This window comes from Gimesia benthica (assembly GCF_009720525.1).
In the GTDB taxonomy this organism is placed as follows: domain Bacteria; phylum Planctomycetota; class Planctomycetia; order Planctomycetales; family Planctomycetaceae; genus Gimesia; species Gimesia benthica.
Map to the genome: position 1 here is coordinate 5,019,932 of NZ_CP043930.1, position 18,630 is coordinate 5,038,561.

General features: G+C 49.2%; 16 protein-coding genes and 1 pseudogene. 10 read left to right on the top strand and 7 right to left on the bottom strand.

All coding sequences use genetic code 11. The annotated features are described in order from the left end of the window. Positions 1 to 11 precede the first annotated feature (11 nt). Positions 12 to 572, top strand: coding sequence for an MPN domain-containing protein (locus tag F1728_RS19525; protein ID WP_155365472.1), 561 nt, complete (start codon positions 12 to 14; stop codon positions 570 to 572). Next, positions 569 to 1,234 (top strand): ThiF family adenylyltransferase, encoded by a 666-nt coding sequence (locus F1728_RS19530; RefSeq protein WP_155365473.1) that lies wholly within the window; start codon positions 569 to 571, stop codon positions 1,232 to 1,234. The genes F1728_RS19525 and F1728_RS19530 overlap by 4 nt, the downstream gene beginning before the upstream one ends. Before the next feature lie 27 nt (positions 1,235 to 1,261). Here the strand turns inward: F1728_RS19530 and F1728_RS19535 are convergent, their stop codons facing one another. Further along, a complete protein-coding gene (locus F1728_RS19535; protein ID WP_194242446.1) occupies positions 1,262 to 2,491 on the bottom strand; it encodes a tyrosine-type recombinase/integrase in 1,230 nt (409 codons plus the stop codon). Between the two features lie 333 nt (positions 2,492 to 2,824). Between F1728_RS19535 and F1728_RS19540 the strand changes: the two genes are divergently transcribed. The 6 genes from F1728_RS19540 to F1728_RS19565 all read left to right on the top strand — a co-directional run bounded on the left by F1728_RS19540 (position 2,825) and on the right by F1728_RS19565 (position 10,900). After that, positions 2,825 to 4,168: a hypothetical protein gene (locus F1728_RS19540; protein ID WP_155365475.1), complete on the top strand. Its 1,344-nt coding sequence runs from the start codon at positions 2,825 to 2,827 to the stop codon at positions 4,166 to 4,168. Between the two features lie 689 nt (positions 4,169 to 4,857). After that, positions 4,858 to 5,115: a hypothetical protein gene (locus tag F1728_RS19545; RefSeq protein ID WP_155365476.1), complete on the top strand. Its 258-nt coding sequence runs from the start codon at positions 4,858 to 4,860 to the stop codon at positions 5,113 to 5,115. Between the two features lie 212 nt (positions 5,116 to 5,327). After that, entirely contained in the window at positions 5,328 to 6,548 is a 1,221-nt protein-coding gene (locus F1728_RS19550) for a recombinase family protein (RefSeq protein ID WP_155365477.1), read from the top strand. A gap of 82 nt (positions 6,549 to 6,630) precedes the next feature. Next, positions 6,631 to 7,695, top strand: coding sequence for a hypothetical protein (locus F1728_RS19555; RefSeq protein ID WP_155365478.1), 1,065 nt, complete (start codon positions 6,631 to 6,633; stop codon positions 7,693 to 7,695). 830 nt (positions 7,696 to 8,525) lie between these two features. Further along, entirely contained in the window at positions 8,526 to 9,893 is a 1,368-nt protein-coding gene (locus tag F1728_RS19560) for an IS701 family transposase (protein ID WP_155365479.1), read from the top strand. 78 nt (positions 9,894 to 9,971) lie between these two features. Beyond that, a protein-coding gene (locus F1728_RS19565) for an IS630 family transposase (protein WP_261344466.1) occupies positions 9,972 to 10,900 on the top strand; the annotation gives its coding sequence in 2 pieces (ribosomal slippage) (positions 9,972 to 10,292 and positions 10,295 to 10,900; 927 coding nt in all). Positions 10,901 to 11,271: 371 nt separating this feature from the next. On the opposite strand, the gene F1728_RS19570 is transcribed toward F1728_RS19565, so the two are convergent. After that, entirely contained in the window at positions 11,272 to 12,333 is a 1,062-nt protein-coding gene (locus F1728_RS19570; RefSeq protein ID WP_155365481.1) for an integrase core domain-containing protein, read from the bottom strand. A 159-nt stretch (positions 12,334 to 12,492) separates the two neighbouring features. Between F1728_RS19570 and F1728_RS19580 the strand changes: the two are divergent. Beyond that, a pseudogene (locus F1728_RS19580) lies at positions 12,493 to 13,800 on the top strand (IS110 family transposase). Between the two features lie 77 nt (positions 13,801 to 13,877). Here F1728_RS19580 and F1728_RS19585 read toward each other — a convergent pair. The 3 genes from F1728_RS19585 to F1728_RS19590 all read right to left on the bottom strand — a co-directional run bounded on the left by F1728_RS19585 (position 13,878) and on the right by F1728_RS19590 (position 15,277). Further along, positions 13,878 to 14,189, bottom strand: coding sequence for a transposase (locus tag F1728_RS19585; protein WP_155365484.1), 312 nt, complete (start codon positions 14,187 to 14,189; stop codon positions 13,878 to 13,880). Between the two features lie 102 nt (positions 14,190 to 14,291). After that, positions 14,292 to 14,591 carry an SLOG cluster 4 domain-containing protein gene (locus tag F1728_RS32620; RefSeq protein ID WP_390642225.1) on the bottom strand — a complete coding sequence of 100 codons (300 nt, stop codon included), beginning with the start codon at positions 14,589 to 14,591 and terminating at the stop codon, positions 14,292 to 14,294. Positions 14,592 to 15,010: 419 nt separating this feature from the next. Continuing rightward, the gene (locus F1728_RS19590; protein WP_155365485.1) at positions 15,011 to 15,277 is read right to left on the bottom strand and encodes a hypothetical protein; all 267 of its coding nucleotides are present in this window, start codon (positions 15,275 to 15,277) and stop codon (positions 15,011 to 15,013) included. A 793-nt stretch (positions 15,278 to 16,070) separates the two neighbouring features. Between F1728_RS19590 and F1728_RS19595 the strand changes: the two genes are divergently transcribed. Next, positions 16,071 to 16,610: a ferredoxin--NADP reductase gene (locus tag F1728_RS19595; RefSeq protein WP_261344558.1), complete on the top strand. Its 540-nt coding sequence runs from the start codon at positions 16,071 to 16,073 to the stop codon at positions 16,608 to 16,610. Positions 16,611 to 16,863: 253 nt separating this feature from the next. On the opposite strand, the gene F1728_RS19600 is transcribed toward F1728_RS19595, so the two are convergent. Together F1728_RS19600 and F1728_RS19605 are read right to left on the bottom strand one after the other, a co-directional pair. After that, entirely contained in the window at positions 16,864 to 17,118 is a 255-nt protein-coding gene (locus F1728_RS19600; protein ID WP_155365487.1) for a hypothetical protein, read from the bottom strand. Between the two features lie 53 nt (positions 17,119 to 17,171). Continuing rightward, positions 17,172 to 18,599 carry a TolC family protein gene (locus tag F1728_RS19605; protein WP_155365488.1) on the bottom strand — a complete coding sequence of 476 codons (1,428 nt, stop codon included), beginning with the start codon at positions 18,597 to 18,599 and terminating at the stop codon, positions 17,172 to 17,174. Positions 18,600 to 18,630 lie beyond the last annotated feature (31 nt).

Consider the following 18,630-nt stretch of genomic DNA (forward strand, 5'->3'; position numbering starts at 1 on the left):
CCTGGGCCAAATTGCTGTTTTTGCGTGATTATGGGGATACGGAGGTCGGAGGCTTTGGAATCACGGCCCCAACGGATCTGCTGCTGGTTCAGGACCTGCAACTGGTGAAACAGACCTGCTCTCTGGTCCATGTCGCTTTCGACGATGAGGCGGTGGCAAATTTCTTTGACGATCAGGTCGATGCTGGCCTCCGTCCTGAGCAGTTTGGCCGGATCTGGATTCATACTCACCCGGGAGCGTGTCCGGAGCCCAGCCCGACCGATGAAGCGACCTTCGAACGCGTCTTCGGTCGAGCCGACTGGGCCGTGATGTTCATTCTGGCGCGGCAGGGAAGGTCCTATGCGCGACTGCGGATGAATACCGGCCCCGCGTTTGAATGTGAGATCCCGGTCAGGCGGGATTACTCTGAGCCCTTTCCGGGCTGTGACCCCGAGTGCTGGGAAGAGGAATATTTAACGAACGTGCATCCCGAACAATACAAACCCGGTATGTCGTTATCGGCACTGGACAGTATTCACTGGGATGCCGACTGGTTTTTCGATGATCCTGATATGGAAGGAGACCTAAAGTGACAAATAAAACAGTAGACCGTTTTCAGAGACAGAGTGGACTGGTCCCAGCTGAAAGGCTTTCAGAGATTACGGCGACCGTGATTGGTGTGGGGGCCATCGGCCGTCAGGTGGCCCTGCAACTGGCAGCGATCGGGACTCCGCGGATTCAATTAATTGACTTTGATACGGTCGAGTTGACCAATATCACAACTCAAGGGTACCAGGTGGCCGATCTGGGCAAGTACAAGACGACTGCGACGCGAGAGGCTGCTGAAAGTCTGGCGTCTGAAATCAGTGTCACGGAGCTACAGGACCGTTTTCGTCCACGGTACAACACGGGCAGCGTAATCTTCTGCTGTGTGGATTCCATTTCCGCACGGGAAGCGATCTGGCGTGCCATCTCAGCGAAATGTGACTTCTTCGTGGATGGCCGGATGCTGGGGGAGGTGATCCGGGTGCTGGCGATCTCCCCTGCAGAGATGATGGACTATTATGAAGCCACGCTGTTTGATCAGTCGGAGGCTCACACGGGTGCCTGCACTGCCCAGAGTACGATCTACACAGTCAATATTGCAGCGGGCATAATGCTGCACCAGTTCAGTCGCTTCCTGCGTCGTCTACCGGTTGACAGGGATCTGAGCCTGAACCTGCTGGCGAGCGAATTGGTTCTCGCTCCTGAGTGAACTCCAACCTCTTCTGGGTAAGTGATTTTAAGCCGCTGATACCAGCTCATTACTGCGTTTGGTGAAAACTTCGATCAAGGGCAGGAACTGTCTTTGAGCGGCTTCCAGATAATGTTCCCGTAACTGGTCCAGGTGGGTGTAAGTGCTTATCGCAGACTTGCTGACGGCATGGCCCATCAAGTATTTACGGTAGTATTCTGGCATCCCAGCGTTCATCATGGCTGTGCTGAACAGATGGCGAAAATCTTTAAGTGTCGCCTTGGCTGGCCAGGATAACTGGTCAGCCAGGCGACGAAATTCGTTTTCAATATGGTCATACTTCAGTCCGCCAGCTTCCTGGAGTAGCTGATCTCGAATCTGTATCCCCTGCTCTGCACTGAGGTTCGTGCTTTTTCTACAACGACGGGTATACTCCTTGGTGATCTCATCCAGGGAATAACTCAACAAAAGTGATTTTTCAGTTCCTCCCCACACGCTACGGCGGTGAAGTAACAGCCCTGAATCCATGTGGCGGAATTGCTTCTCAAATAATGTCCGAACAGGTTCCAGCAAAGGCAATCGCTTATCCCGCCTCCCCTTGGTCCTGTAACTTATCTGGGGCAGGCAGACGACTTTCAACCAACCATCTGAGGTCAGGTTATCCCGGAAAAGAAAACAGGGTTCGGAAGCCCTGAGGCCATAAAATATCAACAGGGCGAACAGTTGAAGCTGATAGCTGTCGCATTTTTCCAGAAATTGTGCCGCCATGGGTACTGTGATGTCGGGCTCACCAAACAAGTCTGGTGCGACTGACTCAGTTTGTCTGAACTTTCCCTGGAAAGGATTTCGGAATCCTGAAGGCATTAAGTTTCCACGATCAGGGTCCGCCGCCCAGATATACATTCCCCGGACAACATCGAGAACATAATCAGAAGAAACCATGGTATGTTTCTCTGTATTAGGGTGCCCGTTTGAAGAAATCTGCAGGTTTTTCAGATGCGATTGAAACTGTAAGACCAGTTCTCGATTGATGTTAGTGGCTGATGGACATGTCGTTGAAATCAGTGGTTGATTTACGAAACAGCGATAATGTTCTAATGCTGATGCGTATCGCCTGACCGTTTTGGGATCGATTTCACCGGCATCGGCTCGACGTTGTAAGTGACTTTGATACAACTCCAGCAGACTCTGATGTTTCAGTTTTCCTCGCCCCAAACCGGATGAGCGAAAGTGCTTGAGGCGCTCCTCAATTTCGCGGGCGCGAAAGATGGCGGTCACCAGGTCACCGTCGACCCGTTCTGTGAGATTCTTTTTCGCAGCAGGGTCCCAGAACTGCAGTCGGAAGTAGTCGTTTTGCCTGTAAATTCGCACCTTTTGAGGCGGATCGATCCCGTCCGGGAAATTCTCGATGCGAGTCCACTTATGTTTTTCACGATATTGGTTCCAACAATTTTTTGATTTATGATAAAATGCCTTTTTGTTCATCACACACCTCGCATAAAAGGGTTCTGTTTCCCTTTAGGCATGTGCGCAATGGAGATTCTTTATCACACAAGTGTTTAAATAATTTCTATTTATGTTTATCAAGCATAAAAGAAATAGGTACTGCAAATGTCAAGTATTCAAAAAATTGAAATCCCCAACAATCATGGGACGTTTACTTTTGAATTATGCCATCGCGAACTTAATTTTGGGGGCGCCAGGCAAGGTGAATATTACTGGATGGACGGTCGCAAGTTTCGAAATGGATCAGGCGGTTCCAATTTTCGATCATGCATTGATTTCTGGTGGGCTTGTGCAGAAGAAGCAAACGAGGCAGACGACCTTTATAATCAAGAGAATCTTGTTCAGGCAGAGATCTATTCACTGATCAATACATCAAGAGCGATGCAGAATGTATTTCTCGATGCTCATCTTCACAAATTAGTCGGTCTGCAACCTAAATGTGAATCACATCCACCACACGAGTCACAGAAACCAAGTAAGAGCGCCTACAACCTCCCTGAAGAGGAAATTATGCGACTCAGACAAATCGTTGACTCACGCAATGTGCTCGAAGTTCAGAATGAACTGGAGCAGCTGTTTCTAGGTGATCAGCCTGAAGAAAAAGATAGTCCTCAATTTGCTGAGAAATATGAGAGTTGGATAAAGGAACCGTTGGATGTATTTCGAACGGGAGGCAGGCAAACGCTGCAAGAATACATTCAGAGTGAGCTGAAGCAGAAAATTTCAAAACACCGAAAACGTGGAAATAATTCCGATTCTCGATTATTTCTAAACATGTTTTCATACGAAAGCAAAGTAGCCTTCTATCGATGTTATGCGAGTGCCTGGGCATTTATATTACCGACATTAGAACAATATAAGGGAGTTAACGAGCTATCGGTTCGCTTCATGGGGATGTGGCACCATCAGAACCAGCCTGGGGAAATTGAGGGGAAAGTATATCATATATTCTCGGGCCAGGTGCTCTCCCTGCATCCGTTATCAGCCTTTGTCCTGAACGATTCGACAGCGTTGTCAGTGATTGGTAATTGGGTTGGAAATCCCCAATATCAACACCTGATTGAACATAATAAAGTAGCAGATTCCCCAGAATACTGGGAAGTCGTTTTAATCATTTTGATCGCTGCGAATGAATACAAGCAGTCACACCAAAAGTGGGATGAATCCCGTGGAAAGAAAGAACTCGTCAATTCACCAAAAGTTGCACATGAAGCGAGCATTAGTAATGACCTGTCGGTGGCTGAAAATATTGAAGACTATCTTGCTCAACGAAGTGTTTTTTGTGAAGAGTGTGCCGGGTTTTTGGAGTATCAGAATCATTTAGCTACTGGTGGTCAAAGTGTCCTTAATCTCCGCTGCCGAAGCTGTGGGCAGAAAAGAAACATGAAAATCGAGTCTGCAGATTTTGAAAAATATTTTTTTGATTCATCTGATGCAGACTGCAAATAAAGCTGAAGACGTAAAAATGATATGTCAGCGTCCTAGGCTTTTTGATCTCAAGCTTTCTGAAAATTCTTCTGTTTTGTTCCTGAAATATAATCTGCCCTACTGACGATCGAAGTGGTGGATGGGGCAGAAAAGACCTGAGAAGGTTACTCTCAGCTGTCCCTGCCTCTCTTCTCTATCAAGAAACTTTCAGTGACAACAACCCACCATAGGATGTCGGACACGATCTTCTAAAAGTCTGGACGAGTAACGGATGCCGGTGAAAGAATACATCGACTAGGCTGTCGTTGTATCATTGCGTTATTCGGATGACTCCTGAAAATCAGGAACGGAGTTGAGTTCTCCTGTATATCCTGGCTGGTTTCCGATTCCCCGTCTCCAGCCTTAAGCCTTTGAGCTTATTGTAACTTCTATGCATCTCTCCTGCCGTCGATCTCACTGCCTGGTGACGATGCGGCGATGCTGACTGAATCTGTCTGCATATCTGGGTACCCCCTCACTTTCCCGCTTCAACTCTGAAGATGAAACAAGCCAGATTCAATAGACATGATGACCAGGGCGAACAGGAGAATCTCATCGCTGGTATTGTCCCAGAATGTAAATGAGTCATCTGGGGCAGGTAGCTGTCAAAACTTCAGAACTATAAAAAAAGTGACAAAACCCCACAGGTCTCATTCCCAAAGGAGGTGCCAATGACTGAACGTGAGAGAGTAAATAAGGAAATGCAATCCAGCCACAGAAAGTATGATCAGGGGTGTAGTGGGGCAACTTCCAGGGAGCGGTTGACGCAAATCTCTCATCTGGTAGCTGATGGCGACATCAGTCCTCTCAGTAAACTTCCCCCCAAACAACTTCAAATCGTAATTCAGTTAGTTCGTGACAAACGACGCAAAAAAATGCTGCAGTTGCTCGCAAGAGTGATTTTTGAAGATTTGAAAAACAGCTGGTAGCCACTTTTATTTTAGGGCCTTAAGACGATGTCTTCCTGCCAGATTCAAACTTAAATCACTTTGAAAAAAACTGCTGCGCACATGCCTACTGTGTGTCTGACGCGGTTCAGATCAGCGCCTAAACAGGTGCTGTAAATATCATCGGTATTTGAATTTAAGGCATATGCCAGGCGATTCTATGCCGGAACATCCAATAAAACAGGAGCGTTTCAATGCTAAAAACAAAATTTGGCAGAAACCCAAACCCGCGGGTAGTCATTTATGCTCGAATGTCGAGCAGCAGGCAAAATCCAAGAAGCCCGGAACAACAGATCGATACGATCACGGACACACTTAAACGCTTGGGGCTGAATTGGCAGGTAGTCGCAGTTTATCGGGACGATGCCATCTCCGGGCGCTATTTTCGTAAGCGACCAGGATTTCAAAAAATGCTTCGGGAGCTTAAGTCAGGCGTTATAAGAGCTGAATATGTTCTTGTTGACACCTTTGAACGACTGTCTCGCGCTGAAAACAACGCTGAGATTCGTCGTATGTTGGTCAAGGCAGGAGCACTTGTCTTGACGGCTGACAGTCAATTTGCAGATCCGAATAGCGTGCCAGGACGCGCATTGTCTTTCATGGAGACTTATCGTGCGTCTGAAGAGTGCCGTGTCAAAGCACATAATGTTTTACGCGGTAAAAAAGACGCCATTCGACAAGGAAAATGGCCCGGTGGTTCTCCACCATTCGGATTCTTTCTGAAGAATGTCATGGTGGTCCGAAATGGAGTTGAAGAATTGGATCACCGTGTTCTGATACCGATTCCGGAGCAGAAATGGATTGTCGAATTAATCTTTACCTTGTCTGCACAAGAAAACCTTGGTCCAGTTCGCATCTGCAAAAAACTTAATAACCATCCTGATATTCCAAGCCACCTGAGCCCCTTCACCGAAGCCACAGTTGCCAGCATCCTTCGCAACGAACTGTATTATGGTGAGATGGTCTGGGGCAAAAACTGTACTGGGATCGAGGATGACGTAAGAGTCCTGCAGAGCATTCCGGAAGAAGAATGGGAAGTAAACTCTGAATTCTGTGAAGCCATAATCACCAAAGAGCTATGGCAGCAATCAATGCAGATGATTGAGTCACGTCGCCATAAAGTGACACAGCCTGATCTGGACGGTCAGGATGCTGCTCATTCTGTGCTTCGTCCCAGTGGAGTGGCACTGAAGTACCCACTATCTGGATTGGTAGTCTGTTCTTCCTGCGGGCGGGCCATGGTCTCATCGGCCAGTTCTGCTTATACCACCAAGGCCGGTGAGGTTCATAGCTACGCTTCATACGGTTGCCCAGCTTACCGTTCTGGGGCATGTGATAATGATCGCCGGGTTCCGGAATCCTGGCTGCGAGAAACCGTGATTCAACTTGTAAAAGACAGGCTGTTTCCTCACTAAAAACAATAGATTCTTTTTCTTGAAATGGGTGACGGTAATCCACCGTCACCCCTCTTAAAACTATATCGAAAGGACTCGACTGATGAATCATAAATCGAAATTGATTGAATCAGCTGAATTAAATGAGTTAGCGAAATTAATTCAGAGGCAGTTCGAACAGGACTGCCCTGAGTTGTCTATGAAAATCAGTAATCTGCAATCTGAGTTGAAGCAGCTTGAACGACTGCGTCAAGGATGGCAACAATCTCTGGGCAATCCAGACCTGCCCCTCGAAACCCGTTCTGCTTTAGAGCAGGATATCGCCGATACGATGAAACAGATACTTGAGATTGAGACCAGAATTTCTGAACTGGAATCAGCAAGTTCGAAAACGCAGGAAGCATTAGATCCAGAAGCGATAGCAGAGAGATTGGATCATCTTGCTAGTCTTCTGGAAGGCGATCATGCATCGGCAATGAACGTCGCATTATCGCAGCATATTGAAGGAATCTACTGTGATGACACCGGTAAAGTTGTAGTACGCATGTGCCGGTTAGGTGCGTTGGCAAATCCGGATGAGATGATTCATCTACTAGCCAGACCAGATGTTGGCATTTCTGACAGTCAAGACACTGGTACTGAAGCGATCAGGGACAGGGGGCGAAGACGCACCAGACGTAACCTGGGGGATCATTTTGAAGATGACGATGTCGCAGACTTCGCGAACGACTTTGCCGTCGACCCCCGTCGGTATTCACAACTGGGAGATGAATGGTTCACAGAGGATGTGTTTCACATACCGGATCGCCCTCTCTGCTGGTCCGCCGCACATGCACGTGAAGTCGCGGAATACAGGCTGAATAATCATGCTTCCATGGAAGTGACAGCAGACTATTTCGAAACGACGGTACCTACGATTCGTAAAGCATTGAACTATGCGAAAGAACATTATGGGATAGATGCTTTAGGGAAATCAATCAGCAAGCCTTCCCGTCGGTGTTGGGCAAAAGACCATGCAATCCAAGTGGCACAATTCTTCAGGCGTCCAGGGGCCAGTGTGAAGAAAGCGGAGGCAGTTTTCGGTAAATCACAACCAACACTGGCAAAAGCCAAACGCCTGGCAGTTGAAATCGAGAAATCGAAGGAAACTACTTCGAGTTCTGACTAATATTTTACTGCCCCCTGGGCTTTACTACCCTTCGGTAAGATGATTCCTGTGTGACCAGCTGGTGGTATTATTCACTGTCAGCTGGTCGCCCTGCCGGCGTCAGAGAGGTCTGCTGCATCAGTGGGATTTCCCCAAGCGGAGATCTTCAAGGTTGAGTCTGATTCGGTCAGAGTGAACAAATTCCGCATGGTATTAGGTTGGTCTGCAGGCCAGCCAGCAAGACTTTTTTTTAGCTATCCCGGACCGGACTCAGCATCCTCATTTTTTGTCCACAGCTTTTCTGGTGCCGTAGCTCATTTTTTGAACTCAATCCGTACTACAGAAATGGTAAAGTCACCTACTCCTCTCCTAGATGCTAAAAACAAGGATTGGCATGAGTCGGTTTGCACTCCCGAACAAAGACCTGGGCAGCACGACGTCGCAAATTCTGAATTCAGAGTAACATACGACTCAAAAAAGTATCGGAAAGTCCTCTCGCATCCTCCCTTGTAGAGGGTCATATACAGGGTGGGATACGAGATAATTTACCGATGATATTTTTAGTCTGAAAGCTGACGTTAATCAGACTGTTGGTCTGATTTTGTAGGTATTTAAATTGCTATAGATAATCCCTCTATCCTGGATATGCGTCTTAGAAATATAATTTACAGCACTTGCGGCTCGTGTAAACAACGGCCAGAAAACTTAGCGCCTGCATGAGAGTGGCAAATTGGCATAAAAACGTAGTGACTAGTACTACAGCGCCTGAACGATTGATCTTTTACGCCAAAGCGATTTTAGAGTATAACATTAATCGTTTGACCGGTTTTCTGTAGCTGGGAGGTTCAAGGATGGACGTGCAAGCGATTGAGTCGCTGATGCCGGAACTGAAATCTTTTGTGAGTCGCTACCTGCCTCACTTTGGGCGGGTGCAGAATCATTCGCATGCGATGACGATCTTGCAGGGACTGCTCGCTGGCGGTGATCGACGAAACGTAGAGAACATGGCAGAAACAATCGAAGGCGGGGTAGTACGCACATTGCAGAAGTTCATTGCCCAGGCTGTCTGGTCCGATCAGGAGGTGCTTGCAGAACTTCGACAACATGTCTGCGAAGCCCTGGGTGAAGAAGATGGTCTGCTGATCGTTGATGAGACCGGTTTTCCCAAGAAGGGCAACCAGTCCGTGGGGGTAGCCCGACAATATTCGGGAACGCTCGGTCGCGTCGATAACTGCCAAGTGGGCGTTTTTGTGAGTTATTGCAGTTCGCAAGGCGAAACACTGATTGATCGTCGACTGTTTCTTCCTGAACAATGGATGGCAGATGAACAACGTCTCGCGCAGGCCGGTGTTCCCTCCACCGTCATTTTTCGCAGTAAGCCGGAACTGGCCAGTGAAATGATCCAACAGGCAATCATTGAGGGTGTCCCATTTCAATGGGTCTGTGGCGATAGTGTTTACGGCACCAGTCCGGTATTCGTGCAAACCGTTCGGGAGTTGGGAAAGTGGTATGTCGTGGAGACAACCTGTGATGCCAGAGTGTGGACCACCAAACCGAAGTTACGGCCCGTCGGCCAGACAACACGCCAGGGTGGCCGCCCTACAAAGAACCCCAAGCCCCTGAAGAAGCCCCAACGCGTGGATGAACTGGTGGCAAATCTTCCCGCGTCTTCCTGGAAGCGGATGACCGTTGCGGAAGGAAGTCAGGGACCACGCCTCTACGAATATACAGAAATCACAGTCTGGTTTTCCGAACAGTCGCGTCCGACCGATCAGCGGGAACGGCTGCTTGTTCGCCGTTCTGTGGGACAAGATTCTGAATTAAAATATCAACGCTCCAATGCCCCCGCTGAGATTCCCTTGAAGAAGTTAGCGGAAGTCGGTGGCAGCCGCTGGTGCATTGAAAAGAACTTCCAGAGTGGTAAAGGCGAATGCGGGCTGGATGAATACGAAACGCGTGGTTGGATCGGTTGGCACCATCACACCTGCCTGTCGATGCTGGCGTTGCTGTTTTTAACCTTACAGAAACAGCGGCTGGGGAAAAAAACATCACGGGCTGACTGTTCCGGAGGTCCGCAACGTACTCAGACACCTGCTATATACAAGAGGCTGGACCGCGGCAGAACTCGTTCAATGGAGCCAATGGCGAATGGCCCGCAATCAGATCGCAAAACACTGCCACGAACAAAGAAGAAGAAAAGAACTTCGAAGACGCACTAGAGCGCATCACATTTTAGCATAGCGCGATTGCGACAGTTCAGGTAAACTGGTGAGGTCTCATTTCAGGGAGGATTTCACATGTTGATTTATTCCAAAGAACGCCGCCTCGAAGTTCTGCAAGCGGATGCAGCCGGTTTAACGACACGGGAGATTGCGTTGCAATTTCAATGCAGCGAATCGTGGGTTAGACGGGTCAAACAGGAATATCGAGAGCAGGGAAAAACCAGTCCTGCCACCAGGCGTAAACGAGTTCCCGAGTGGCATTCCCTGGCAGATCGTATTCAGGCTGCAGTCTCAAATAAGCCGGATATCACTCTGCAGGAATTGAAGGATGAGCTTGGTACAACACTCTGTCGTCAGACGTTGTGCCGTGCTTTAAAACGCTTGAAACTCACTCTCAAAAAAAAGTCCTGATCGCATCAGAGCAGGATCGCCCCGATGTTCAACAACGTCGCGCCGAATGGAAAGTGAGACAGCAGGGACTGGATCCGGAACGGTTTGTTTTTCTCGACGAAACATGGGCAAAAACAAATATGACTCGTCCCAGGGGACGCTCATTGAAAGGGACCCGATTGATGGCCAGGACGCCTCACGGGCATTGGAAAACGACCACATTCCTGGCCGGTTTGCGAACCAGTGGCTTAGTGGCGCCCCTGGTTGTTGATGGAGCCATCAATGGTGATGTGTTTGTGGCTTATGTACAACAGCACCTGGTTTCTGTTCTCCGGAAAGGAGATATTGTGGTCATGGATAACCTGAGTAGCCACAAGCGATCAGAAGTGCGCGAGGCGATTGAAGCTGTGGGAGCCGAACTGTGGTACCTGCCTCCCTACAGCCCTGATCTCAATCCCATAGAGCAGGCTTTTTCCAAATTCAAATGGCTGATCAAAAGCGCGGAAGAACGGACCGTATCCGGTCTGTGGGCAGCCTGTGGCAGACTCGTTGATCAGATCACCAGCACAGAAAGCAGGAACTACATTACACACTGCGGATACCGCTACGGTTAACTGTGATGCGCTCTAGAAAACGTAAACAGGCGCTGTAGTACTAGATGGCCATTATTTGGTTTAAGGCCAGACTCTCAGTATATGAGTCATTTCTGATCCGGAAATAGCGGGGGCAAGGTCAATCTCCTGATTAGTATATCAATTTCTGGATGCGGTTAAGGGGGCACGTCAATCAAAGTAAAACCGGTCGTTGGGTACAAAAAGACCGTCGCCCGTTAAGTCCCGTAGCCAATTGATCTTTGAAAATAGATCTGTCGAAAGAACTGATGTGTACCGTGGCACATATGCCTTGAAGGACTGTTGGTTGTGACTTTTTCGGAGCGAACGCGCGTACGCTGAGCGTGAAGAAATGACTTGCGTTTCGATTTGATCTACGCCGCAATCCGCTCGTACGATTTGATCAGCCCGCCGAGATGTTCTTCGCAGTGGATCTCATCAAGCCTGATCGTCTCAAATTCCGGCGGTGGCTCGGCACAGCAGGGCGGCAGATATTCTCGTGAGCTGTGCGCTCGATGTTTGGTGTAATAAGAAATGAATTCCGAAACGAGATAATCGAGATGTGTCTTGCCGAAAGTGATGAAATGGTTCAAGGCTTCGTATTTAATCGTTTGCACAAACCTTTCGACCTGGGCATTCAGATTGGGAGATCGGATCGGCAGCCTCTTCGGTTGGATGTCTTCGTTCTTCAGAAACTGCCTGAACTCGGCAGAGAACTTGGTGTCTCGATCATGGATCAGGTAGGTCTGTTTCTGCTCCCGGTCAGCAACGTGGTTTGCGAACGCTTTCGCTTGTTTTGTGACCCAGGCAGAATCTGGATTTCGCGTTGAAGGTGTCACAAAGACTTCACGCGTCTCAAGATGCATGAAAACCAACACATACAAATCGACGAGCCCCTGCGGTGTCACCGCTCGTTTCGTAAAGAAATCGTATGCCCAGAGTGTTTCCGCATGAGTTTTGAGAAACTGATCCCAGGTGCCGGTACTTCGTTTCGGACTCGGCTCGATTCCTGCTTCCTTGACGATATTTTTCACAGTCTGACGGCAGATCCGGGAAATACCGAGTTTCCGAAGTTCACCCAGGATACGAGTATAGCCGAACCCTGTTTCCCGGGCGATCTTGAGATCCAGTTCTCGCAGTACGGCACTCTTTCCTGGTCGACCAATGAGCTTTCTCTTCCGCCTTCGTTTCTCTTCCCGTACCCAGCGATGAAAAGTCCCGGGTGTGAGGATCGTAATCAGTTCATTAATCGCTTTTCCGAGCGGCTTGCCATATTTCAAGAGCTGAGCACGTTCGTGAGGTTTCGTATGAATTTCACCTGGAATACGGTCCCGCAGAATCCGGTTCTCATTTTTCAAGTAGAGGACGTATTTGGCCAACAGACTGTCGGAAGCAGTCGCTATCAGTGTCAGCAGGGGATGAAAAAGTTGGAGCATCGTGGTAGAATCAGTCTCGGTGGTAACATGCTGTAAAATAAGGAGATGTCACTTTATTTGTACTCCGCTGTGACACAGTTCACATTCGATGGACGGCCTCTTCCAGTGCTCTGCGGAACCTTCAGCGAACCGCCTGTCACCAAACCGGAGGGACGAATCATGAAGCGATTTATTGGACTGGATGTCCACAAAACAGTTGTCGAAATATGCATGATCAACGAAGCAGGAAAAATTCTTTCCCGTCGCCGCATTGACTGCACCCGTCAAAAACTACTGAAATTTGCTCAAGAGCTGACTCCAGACGATGCCGTAGCCCTCGAAGTGACGACTAATGCCTGGTCGGTTGCAGATTTGCTGGAACCATTTGTTAGACTGGTGGTGGTCAGCAATCCTATGAAAACCAAGGCCATCGCCGAAGCCTAAGTGAAGACCGATAAGGTCGATGCAGAAGTGCTCGCACAACTGCTGCGCTGCGACTACCTGCCCAGCGTGTGGGTTCCTGACGCGACTACGCGTGTCATGCGACAGTTGACCAGTCGGCGGGAGCGGCTGGTTAGCGAGCAAACACGACTGATGAATCGAATACAAAGTGTTCTTGCCGGCCTGCTTGTGGTTGTTCCAGTCAAGACTCTCTTCAGCCAGGAAGGTCAGCTGTGGCTATCAGAGTGCGAATTGCCGGCTCACGAACGGGCGTTGATCGAGTCGGATCTGCGTCTGATCCAAACCGTTCGTCAGGAAATCGAGGGGGTGGAGAAATCACTTCGAGAAGAGGCCTGGAAGATACCTCATGTTCGACTTCTGATGACGATTCCCGGTTTCGATTATTGCACGGCCGTGACACTGATGGCGGCACTGGGGGACCTCTCCCGCTTCAAGGACGGCGATCAGGCTGCGAGTTACCTGGGGTTGGTACCATCGATCAAGCAATCGGCCAACACTTGCTCTTATGGATCAATTACAAAACAAGGGAATTCTCATGCGCGATGGATGCTGACCCAGGCGGCTCAGAATATGGCCCGCCATCCTGGGCCGTTGGGAGTCTCATTTCGGCGTCTGGCCAAACGAAAATGCTGGAACGTAGCGGTCTGTGCAACGGCCCGCAAGCTGGTCACCATTGCCTGGCTGATGCTCAAAAACAATGAGCCTTACCGCTACGCCAGTCCGACAACGACGCAACATAAACTCACCCGTCTTCGCGTTGCCGTAACAGGTCAACAGCGCAAAGCGAAACACAAGGGACGTCGTCCCGGTGTAAAAAACGGCCAGAATCCACCCACGCGGCAAGTCCCCTCGCTGAATCAGGTCTGCGAACAGGAAGCATTGCCACCAGCCCATGGATTCGAGCAGTTACCCACCGGAGAACAGAAAATCCTGCGTACCCTGGGTGTGATCGAGTATGTTCAGGAGATTCAGTCTGAACGACGGATACCTCGTACCATAAGATCAAAGAAGAAAACACCTCAATGATTAACTCCGGACGGCTCTTTAAGTTCCAGAGAGAGTAACCTGGATGAGATCTCAACATCAGCCGCGATAAACTGAGTTCAAAAGCAGAGAGGCAGTAGAAAATGCGAATTCGGAATTGACATTTCCAGAGGTAAGATGTCACGCTCCATCCGCAAACGCTTATTCTCTTCACGCAGTCGCTTCAACTCTTCGTTCTCGGTATCACTTTCCGGCTGGGAGAACTTTGCCTTCCAGTGATGTATCAGGTTCTCATTGACATCCAGGCTGCGTGCCACTTCAGAAACTTTATAACCCTGTTCGGTGACCATTTTAACGGCTTCGATTTTGAACTCTTCAGTGAATGACCGCCGGGTACGTTTGGGTTTCGAATTCGAATGTTCTTTGCTCATGTTGTTCCTCCTCAGAATAGTTTACACTCTTTTTAGAGCGCCCACTATTTCTGGGGAACTTCAGAACGACCTCACGTCCCATCAGCCCACTGTCAGTAAAGATCAGCACGTGGTGGGCGAGTGTTGGAGAACCATATTTATAAGCATGCTCATCAAGACTAAGGGCGGGAGAAATACCGATAACGGTCCCCCCTTCTTAAAAGCTCCCTGTGTAGCAGCGAGAGGCAAACCAGGACACGCTCCCGTAATCATAATACGGCCTTCTGCAGCAATTTCTTCACCAAGTTGAGTAGCACGATCCAAAAAATGTGCTGGAATATCACTCCCTGCACCTCCCATGACGCCAATTATGAGTGGCATCGGATCTTCACTCACAGGCTTTATGGACTGTTTCCGTTTCATAGACCTTTCCTATGCTCCAATTATTTGCAGGGACACTACAGGTAGCCACAATAAAATCCACCGCTTCTTGCTGTCCTGTCACTGGATGCACAACGCCTGCCTTATCTTCATGTAAGTCGAGAAAATATCGTAAGAATCTTTACCACACTGGTATAATAATTAATGCATGTTCCAGCCATCATTCGGTTTGCAAAGACTGCTATACCTAAAGTTATCGTACTGAAAAGTTATGATAGTCATAGCGCACATACATAAATCAAGCCATTTTGTACGTTTCGGGCCATAGAGATCTCTGCTTTGACTGCCACGTCTCATGATTTGCTAGTCAAGACCCCGGGAAACGGGCGCTCTCAATTTGAAGTACCCGTTTCCCGGTTGACCGATCATTCGGTCATCGGTGATTGGTCCATACGCGTGGATCAACGAATGATCGAATGCTGGCGCGTCGATGCACCGCGTAAATACTTGTCCGGATTCCGTTTCACCGCGGCGACGCATCCCTCACAGCAAACGAAGATCGACTGACCTCCGACGGTCACGCGAATTGGCTTGCCCATCGAACCCAGCGGCTCCTGAGTCACTGGACAGGTTCGTTGCCTCAACGCGGCGACCTGGTCAGTTGCAGAGAGTTGAGCAATCCCTTCCATGCCGGCCGGGATCGACGGAGCTTGCACAGCGTTGGGCATCGCTGGTCGAATCTCTCCAGTGCCGAACGATGGAATGGGCGGGAACGCCGGTTGCCGGCTCCTGCTGTCGCTGTAAGGAGATCTCGAATCAAAGAAGGGACTCGTTGATGGTGGGACCGTTTGGCGGGGAAATCTGCTTTGAGACAGTGGGACAGAGTAGTTCCCACGGAAGCCAGAAGGTGCAGGGGCGTAGTGACCACTCGAATTTTGGTATCCGCAAATCCCATTTGAGCATCCGCCCGCGGTGGAGTAGCTGTGAGGGTAGTTGAAATTGCTTGAGTAAATGCCATTGGTGCTGCAACCGCACCCCCGCGATGGATAGGTCGAGAATCCATCGTTGGCTGAAGAAGGGACGGCCGTGGCAACGAGTGCCGCTACGGATGCAAGGGTCGTCAGGATTTTGCAGGTCATTGTTCACTCCCAAGTAATCGGAACAGATGTAGAGAAGACGTCCAGTCGTTCATCACGGAGCGTCAATGGACCGCGTTGTCAGTATACGATGCACGCCGCGTGCCAAACGTCATCTCAGCACTGCTTTTCTCCGCTTGAAAATCCCGATCGTCCGTAAATACATAGCTCACAGAGCGGTTTCTGCATCTGTGCCAGAACAACAGAGCCCGCTGTTTTGTTGTCGTCGAATCGACAACTTTTGACATCAATTCGATCTGCCAGGACTGTGATTGAAAAATCGACCAGAACTATAAATCTCAATTCCAGGAGAGGATTATCTTCTACCCAGGACTTTCTTTGAGGATCTCAGGATGCACTTGACTCCTGTATTGGTATCACACCGCTGATGAGTATGTTACGACACATGCGCGACACGGGGAGTCAGCGGCCGGTCACGCTGCTGTTTGCCAACAAGACCGAATCCGACATTGTTTTCCACGATGAATTGGCCAAGATGCAGGCCGCCCAACAACCGCCACTGCGCGTGGTGCATATCATTTCCCGCCCGGATGAGTCATGCACCAAGGAACGAGGCCACATCGACGTTGAAAAACTGGACCGTTGGCTCGGCGATGATTTAACGGGGAAAGGCTACTATATCTGCGGCCCGGCGTCGTTGACGAAACAAGTTGCCAAGGCACTGCGTCAATGCAAGGTTCCGCAGGATCGTATGCACGCCGAATCGTTTTCGCTGCTGGAGGACACCGCCCCGGTGACTTGGCGCAGCGTCCAGCGGAGTTGGGCGACGGTCGTTATGGTGTGTGTCACACTGGTTCTAGTTGTGGTGGCCGCCGTGATGCGTGCCGACGGGACGACTTCGCCTGACGATCACGGTGAACATTCCCCCGCCAAATCCGCGCACAGTCACTCGAATCATGAGTAGCGTTTTTTTTGGGTGGGGGGAACCGATTCTGGAACAGAATTCACAATTCTGTGAAGAAACACCCTTTGTTCTGCATCTAATTACGAAGGTTAAGTAACTTCGATCTGTTCGACGCGCGAATGAGAACGCGTTGAGAAAGCAGCCTCCCTGTCTCAGCTAAGAAGGATTTCTTAAACCACAAACGCAGAACTCATCTGGTGTTGGTCCCCGTACTCGGAGTAAGTGTCAGTGGCCTCGACGGCGTACTTCCCGGTCACTTGCCTGGTTCGTCATTGTTGTCCCTAGGCTCCGCTGCTTCATACTGATGCGGCAGACTTTCCAGATAGCCCGAGACTTGTCTGGAATGACAAACACAATTGTCGTAGAATGTATAGGGAAGTGGAGGTGGATCACAGTACTGGCAATCGACCTGACTGCCGGAATAGTCGTGGTAAGTCGAGGCACAACCTGTAATCAGTATCGCTCCCAGCGTTGAGAACCATTTCATCCCCTTTTGAGCGTTGTTCATCTTAAGCTCCTTTGTTTGCAACTGCGTTTTCATCGGTTGCAGTAAAAAACGGTCTATTCTGGTTCTTCAGGTAATGGCAAATTATTGAAAGCCTCGGGTGCTGCGGGAATGGGTTGCAAATTCTGTGTATCACTGCCACCAATGACCCGTTCTAATTCTGCCAGCGATTGTCCTAATGAAGCTTCGAGCCTCAGGTAACTCACCTCAAACCGCAGCAATTCTCTCCAGTTATCCACCAACTGTAAAAAGTCGACTTCTCCGGTGTTATAGGCCTGGCTGGAGACTTCCAGTGTCTGGCGGGCTTTGGGGAGAATATCTTCACTGAACAGAGTTAACAGATCCTGCTGGCTTTTGGCTTGAGCAAATAGGTCCGCGACTTCTTCAAGTGTTTCGTCTTTCAATGAATCATAAGTTCGGGCCGTTGATACTGCTTTTGCCTCTGCGGAGCGAACTGCTGAATCCAACTTTTTTCTGTAAACCGGCAGGTTAATTCCTGCCGTGATTAAAAATGAATCGTTTCCGTTGGCAACAGGACTGACACCGGTAGATCCGACATCGATCCAGGTGGCCCCCAAAGTGACATCCGGTTTATACGCAAGGCGCGCCAAGTTTAGAGCTTGCCTGTCTTTTTCGAGTGTTGCTAATTGTGCATGCAACTCAGGACGAGAGGCTATCGCCTGACGTTGCAGCCAGTCTAAGTCGGCAGGTAGAGATCCCGGTTCGATATGTTCGAGTGCCAGTAATTTTGTCTGAGGTGAAATATGCAACAAACGAGCAAGTTTTGCCTGACCACTCACTAGCTTTTGTTCCAGACGAATCAATTCATTTTCGACATTCGAGATTTCCAGTTCAGCACGCAACAAGTCCTGCTGACTGACTTTTCCTGTCTTGTAACGTACGTTAGCTACGTCACGAATCTCGACTAATAATTGTTTATCTGCCTCAGTTACATTAATAGTCTGCTGAATAAAATAGAGTTCGTAATAGGCTCGTTTTACTTTAGCAACTGTGGCTAGTTCGACTGCTGCCAGTTGGGCTCTTGTCTCGTTTGTCTGTGATTCAGCCAGTTCTCCCTGTGCATTCAGTTTCCCGCGAGCTGGGAACTTCTGTGATATATTCAAGGCAAACTCCTGAGGGCCAGCAGCGGTCTGGACCTGTTCCGGATAAAACGTCATCCCCAGATTTGGGTCTTGCAAGCTTGAAGCAACAGGGACTTGATAAGCATTGGCTTCGACACGTTTTCGGGCAGCCTGGATATCCGGGTTTTGAGATAATGCGTACTGAATATATTCTTCAACCGAATGGGGCCCCTCCAAATCAGCAGCGACTGGATTGACTGTCTCTTGAGTCGGCGAGTATGCGGCTTGATGAACAGCCTGGGAAACTTGAGCGTACCCGGGGTCGTGGATCTGCTGCGCAGATTTACAACCGTTCAATAGTAGAAACAAGCTTAAAAAATGAACTGTATACTTCATGGCCATCCTTGGCCTCCCCCCGTGTTATGATCGATAA

Bases quoted from the DNA above. Each gene is read 5' to 3' on its own strand.
- F1728_RS19540 (WP_155365475.1), top strand. From the start codon at position 2,825: ATGTCAAGTATTCAAAAAATTGAAATCCCCAACAATCATGGGACGTTT.
- F1728_RS19545 (WP_155365476.1), top strand. From the start codon at position 4,858: ATGACTGAACGTGAGAGAGTAAATAAGGAAATGCAATCCAGCCACAGA.
- F1728_RS19550 (WP_155365477.1), top strand. From the start codon at position 5,328: ATGCTAAAAACAAAATTTGGCAGAAACCCAAACCCGCGGGTAGTCATT.
- F1728_RS19555 (WP_155365478.1), top strand. From the start codon at position 6,631: ATGAATCATAAATCGAAATTGATTGAATCAGCTGAATTAAATGAGTTA.
- F1728_RS19560 (WP_155365479.1), top strand. From the start codon at position 8,526: ATGGACGTGCAAGCGATTGAGTCGCTGATGCCGGAACTGAAATCTTTT.
- F1728_RS19570 (WP_155365481.1), bottom strand. From the start codon at position 12,333: ATGCTCCAACTTTTTCATCCCCTGCTGACACTGATAGCGACTGCTTCC.
- F1728_RS19585 (WP_155365484.1), bottom strand. From the start codon at position 14,189: ATGAGCAAAGAACATTCGAATTCGAAACCCAAACGTACCCGGCGGTCA.
- F1728_RS32620 (WP_390642225.1), bottom strand. From the start codon at position 14,591: ATGAAACGGAAACAGTCCATAAAGCCTGTGAGTGAAGATCCGATGCCA.
- F1728_RS19590 (WP_155365485.1), bottom strand. From the start codon at position 15,277: ATGCCCAACGCTGTGCAAGCTCCGTCGATCCCGGCCGGCATGGAAGGG.
- F1728_RS19600 (WP_155365487.1), bottom strand. From the start codon at position 17,118: ATGAACAACGCTCAAAAGGGGATGAAATGGTTCTCAACGCTGGGAGCG.
- F1728_RS19605 (WP_155365488.1), bottom strand. From the start codon at position 18,599: ATGGCCATGAAGTATACAGTTCATTTTTTAAGCTTGTTTCTACTATTG.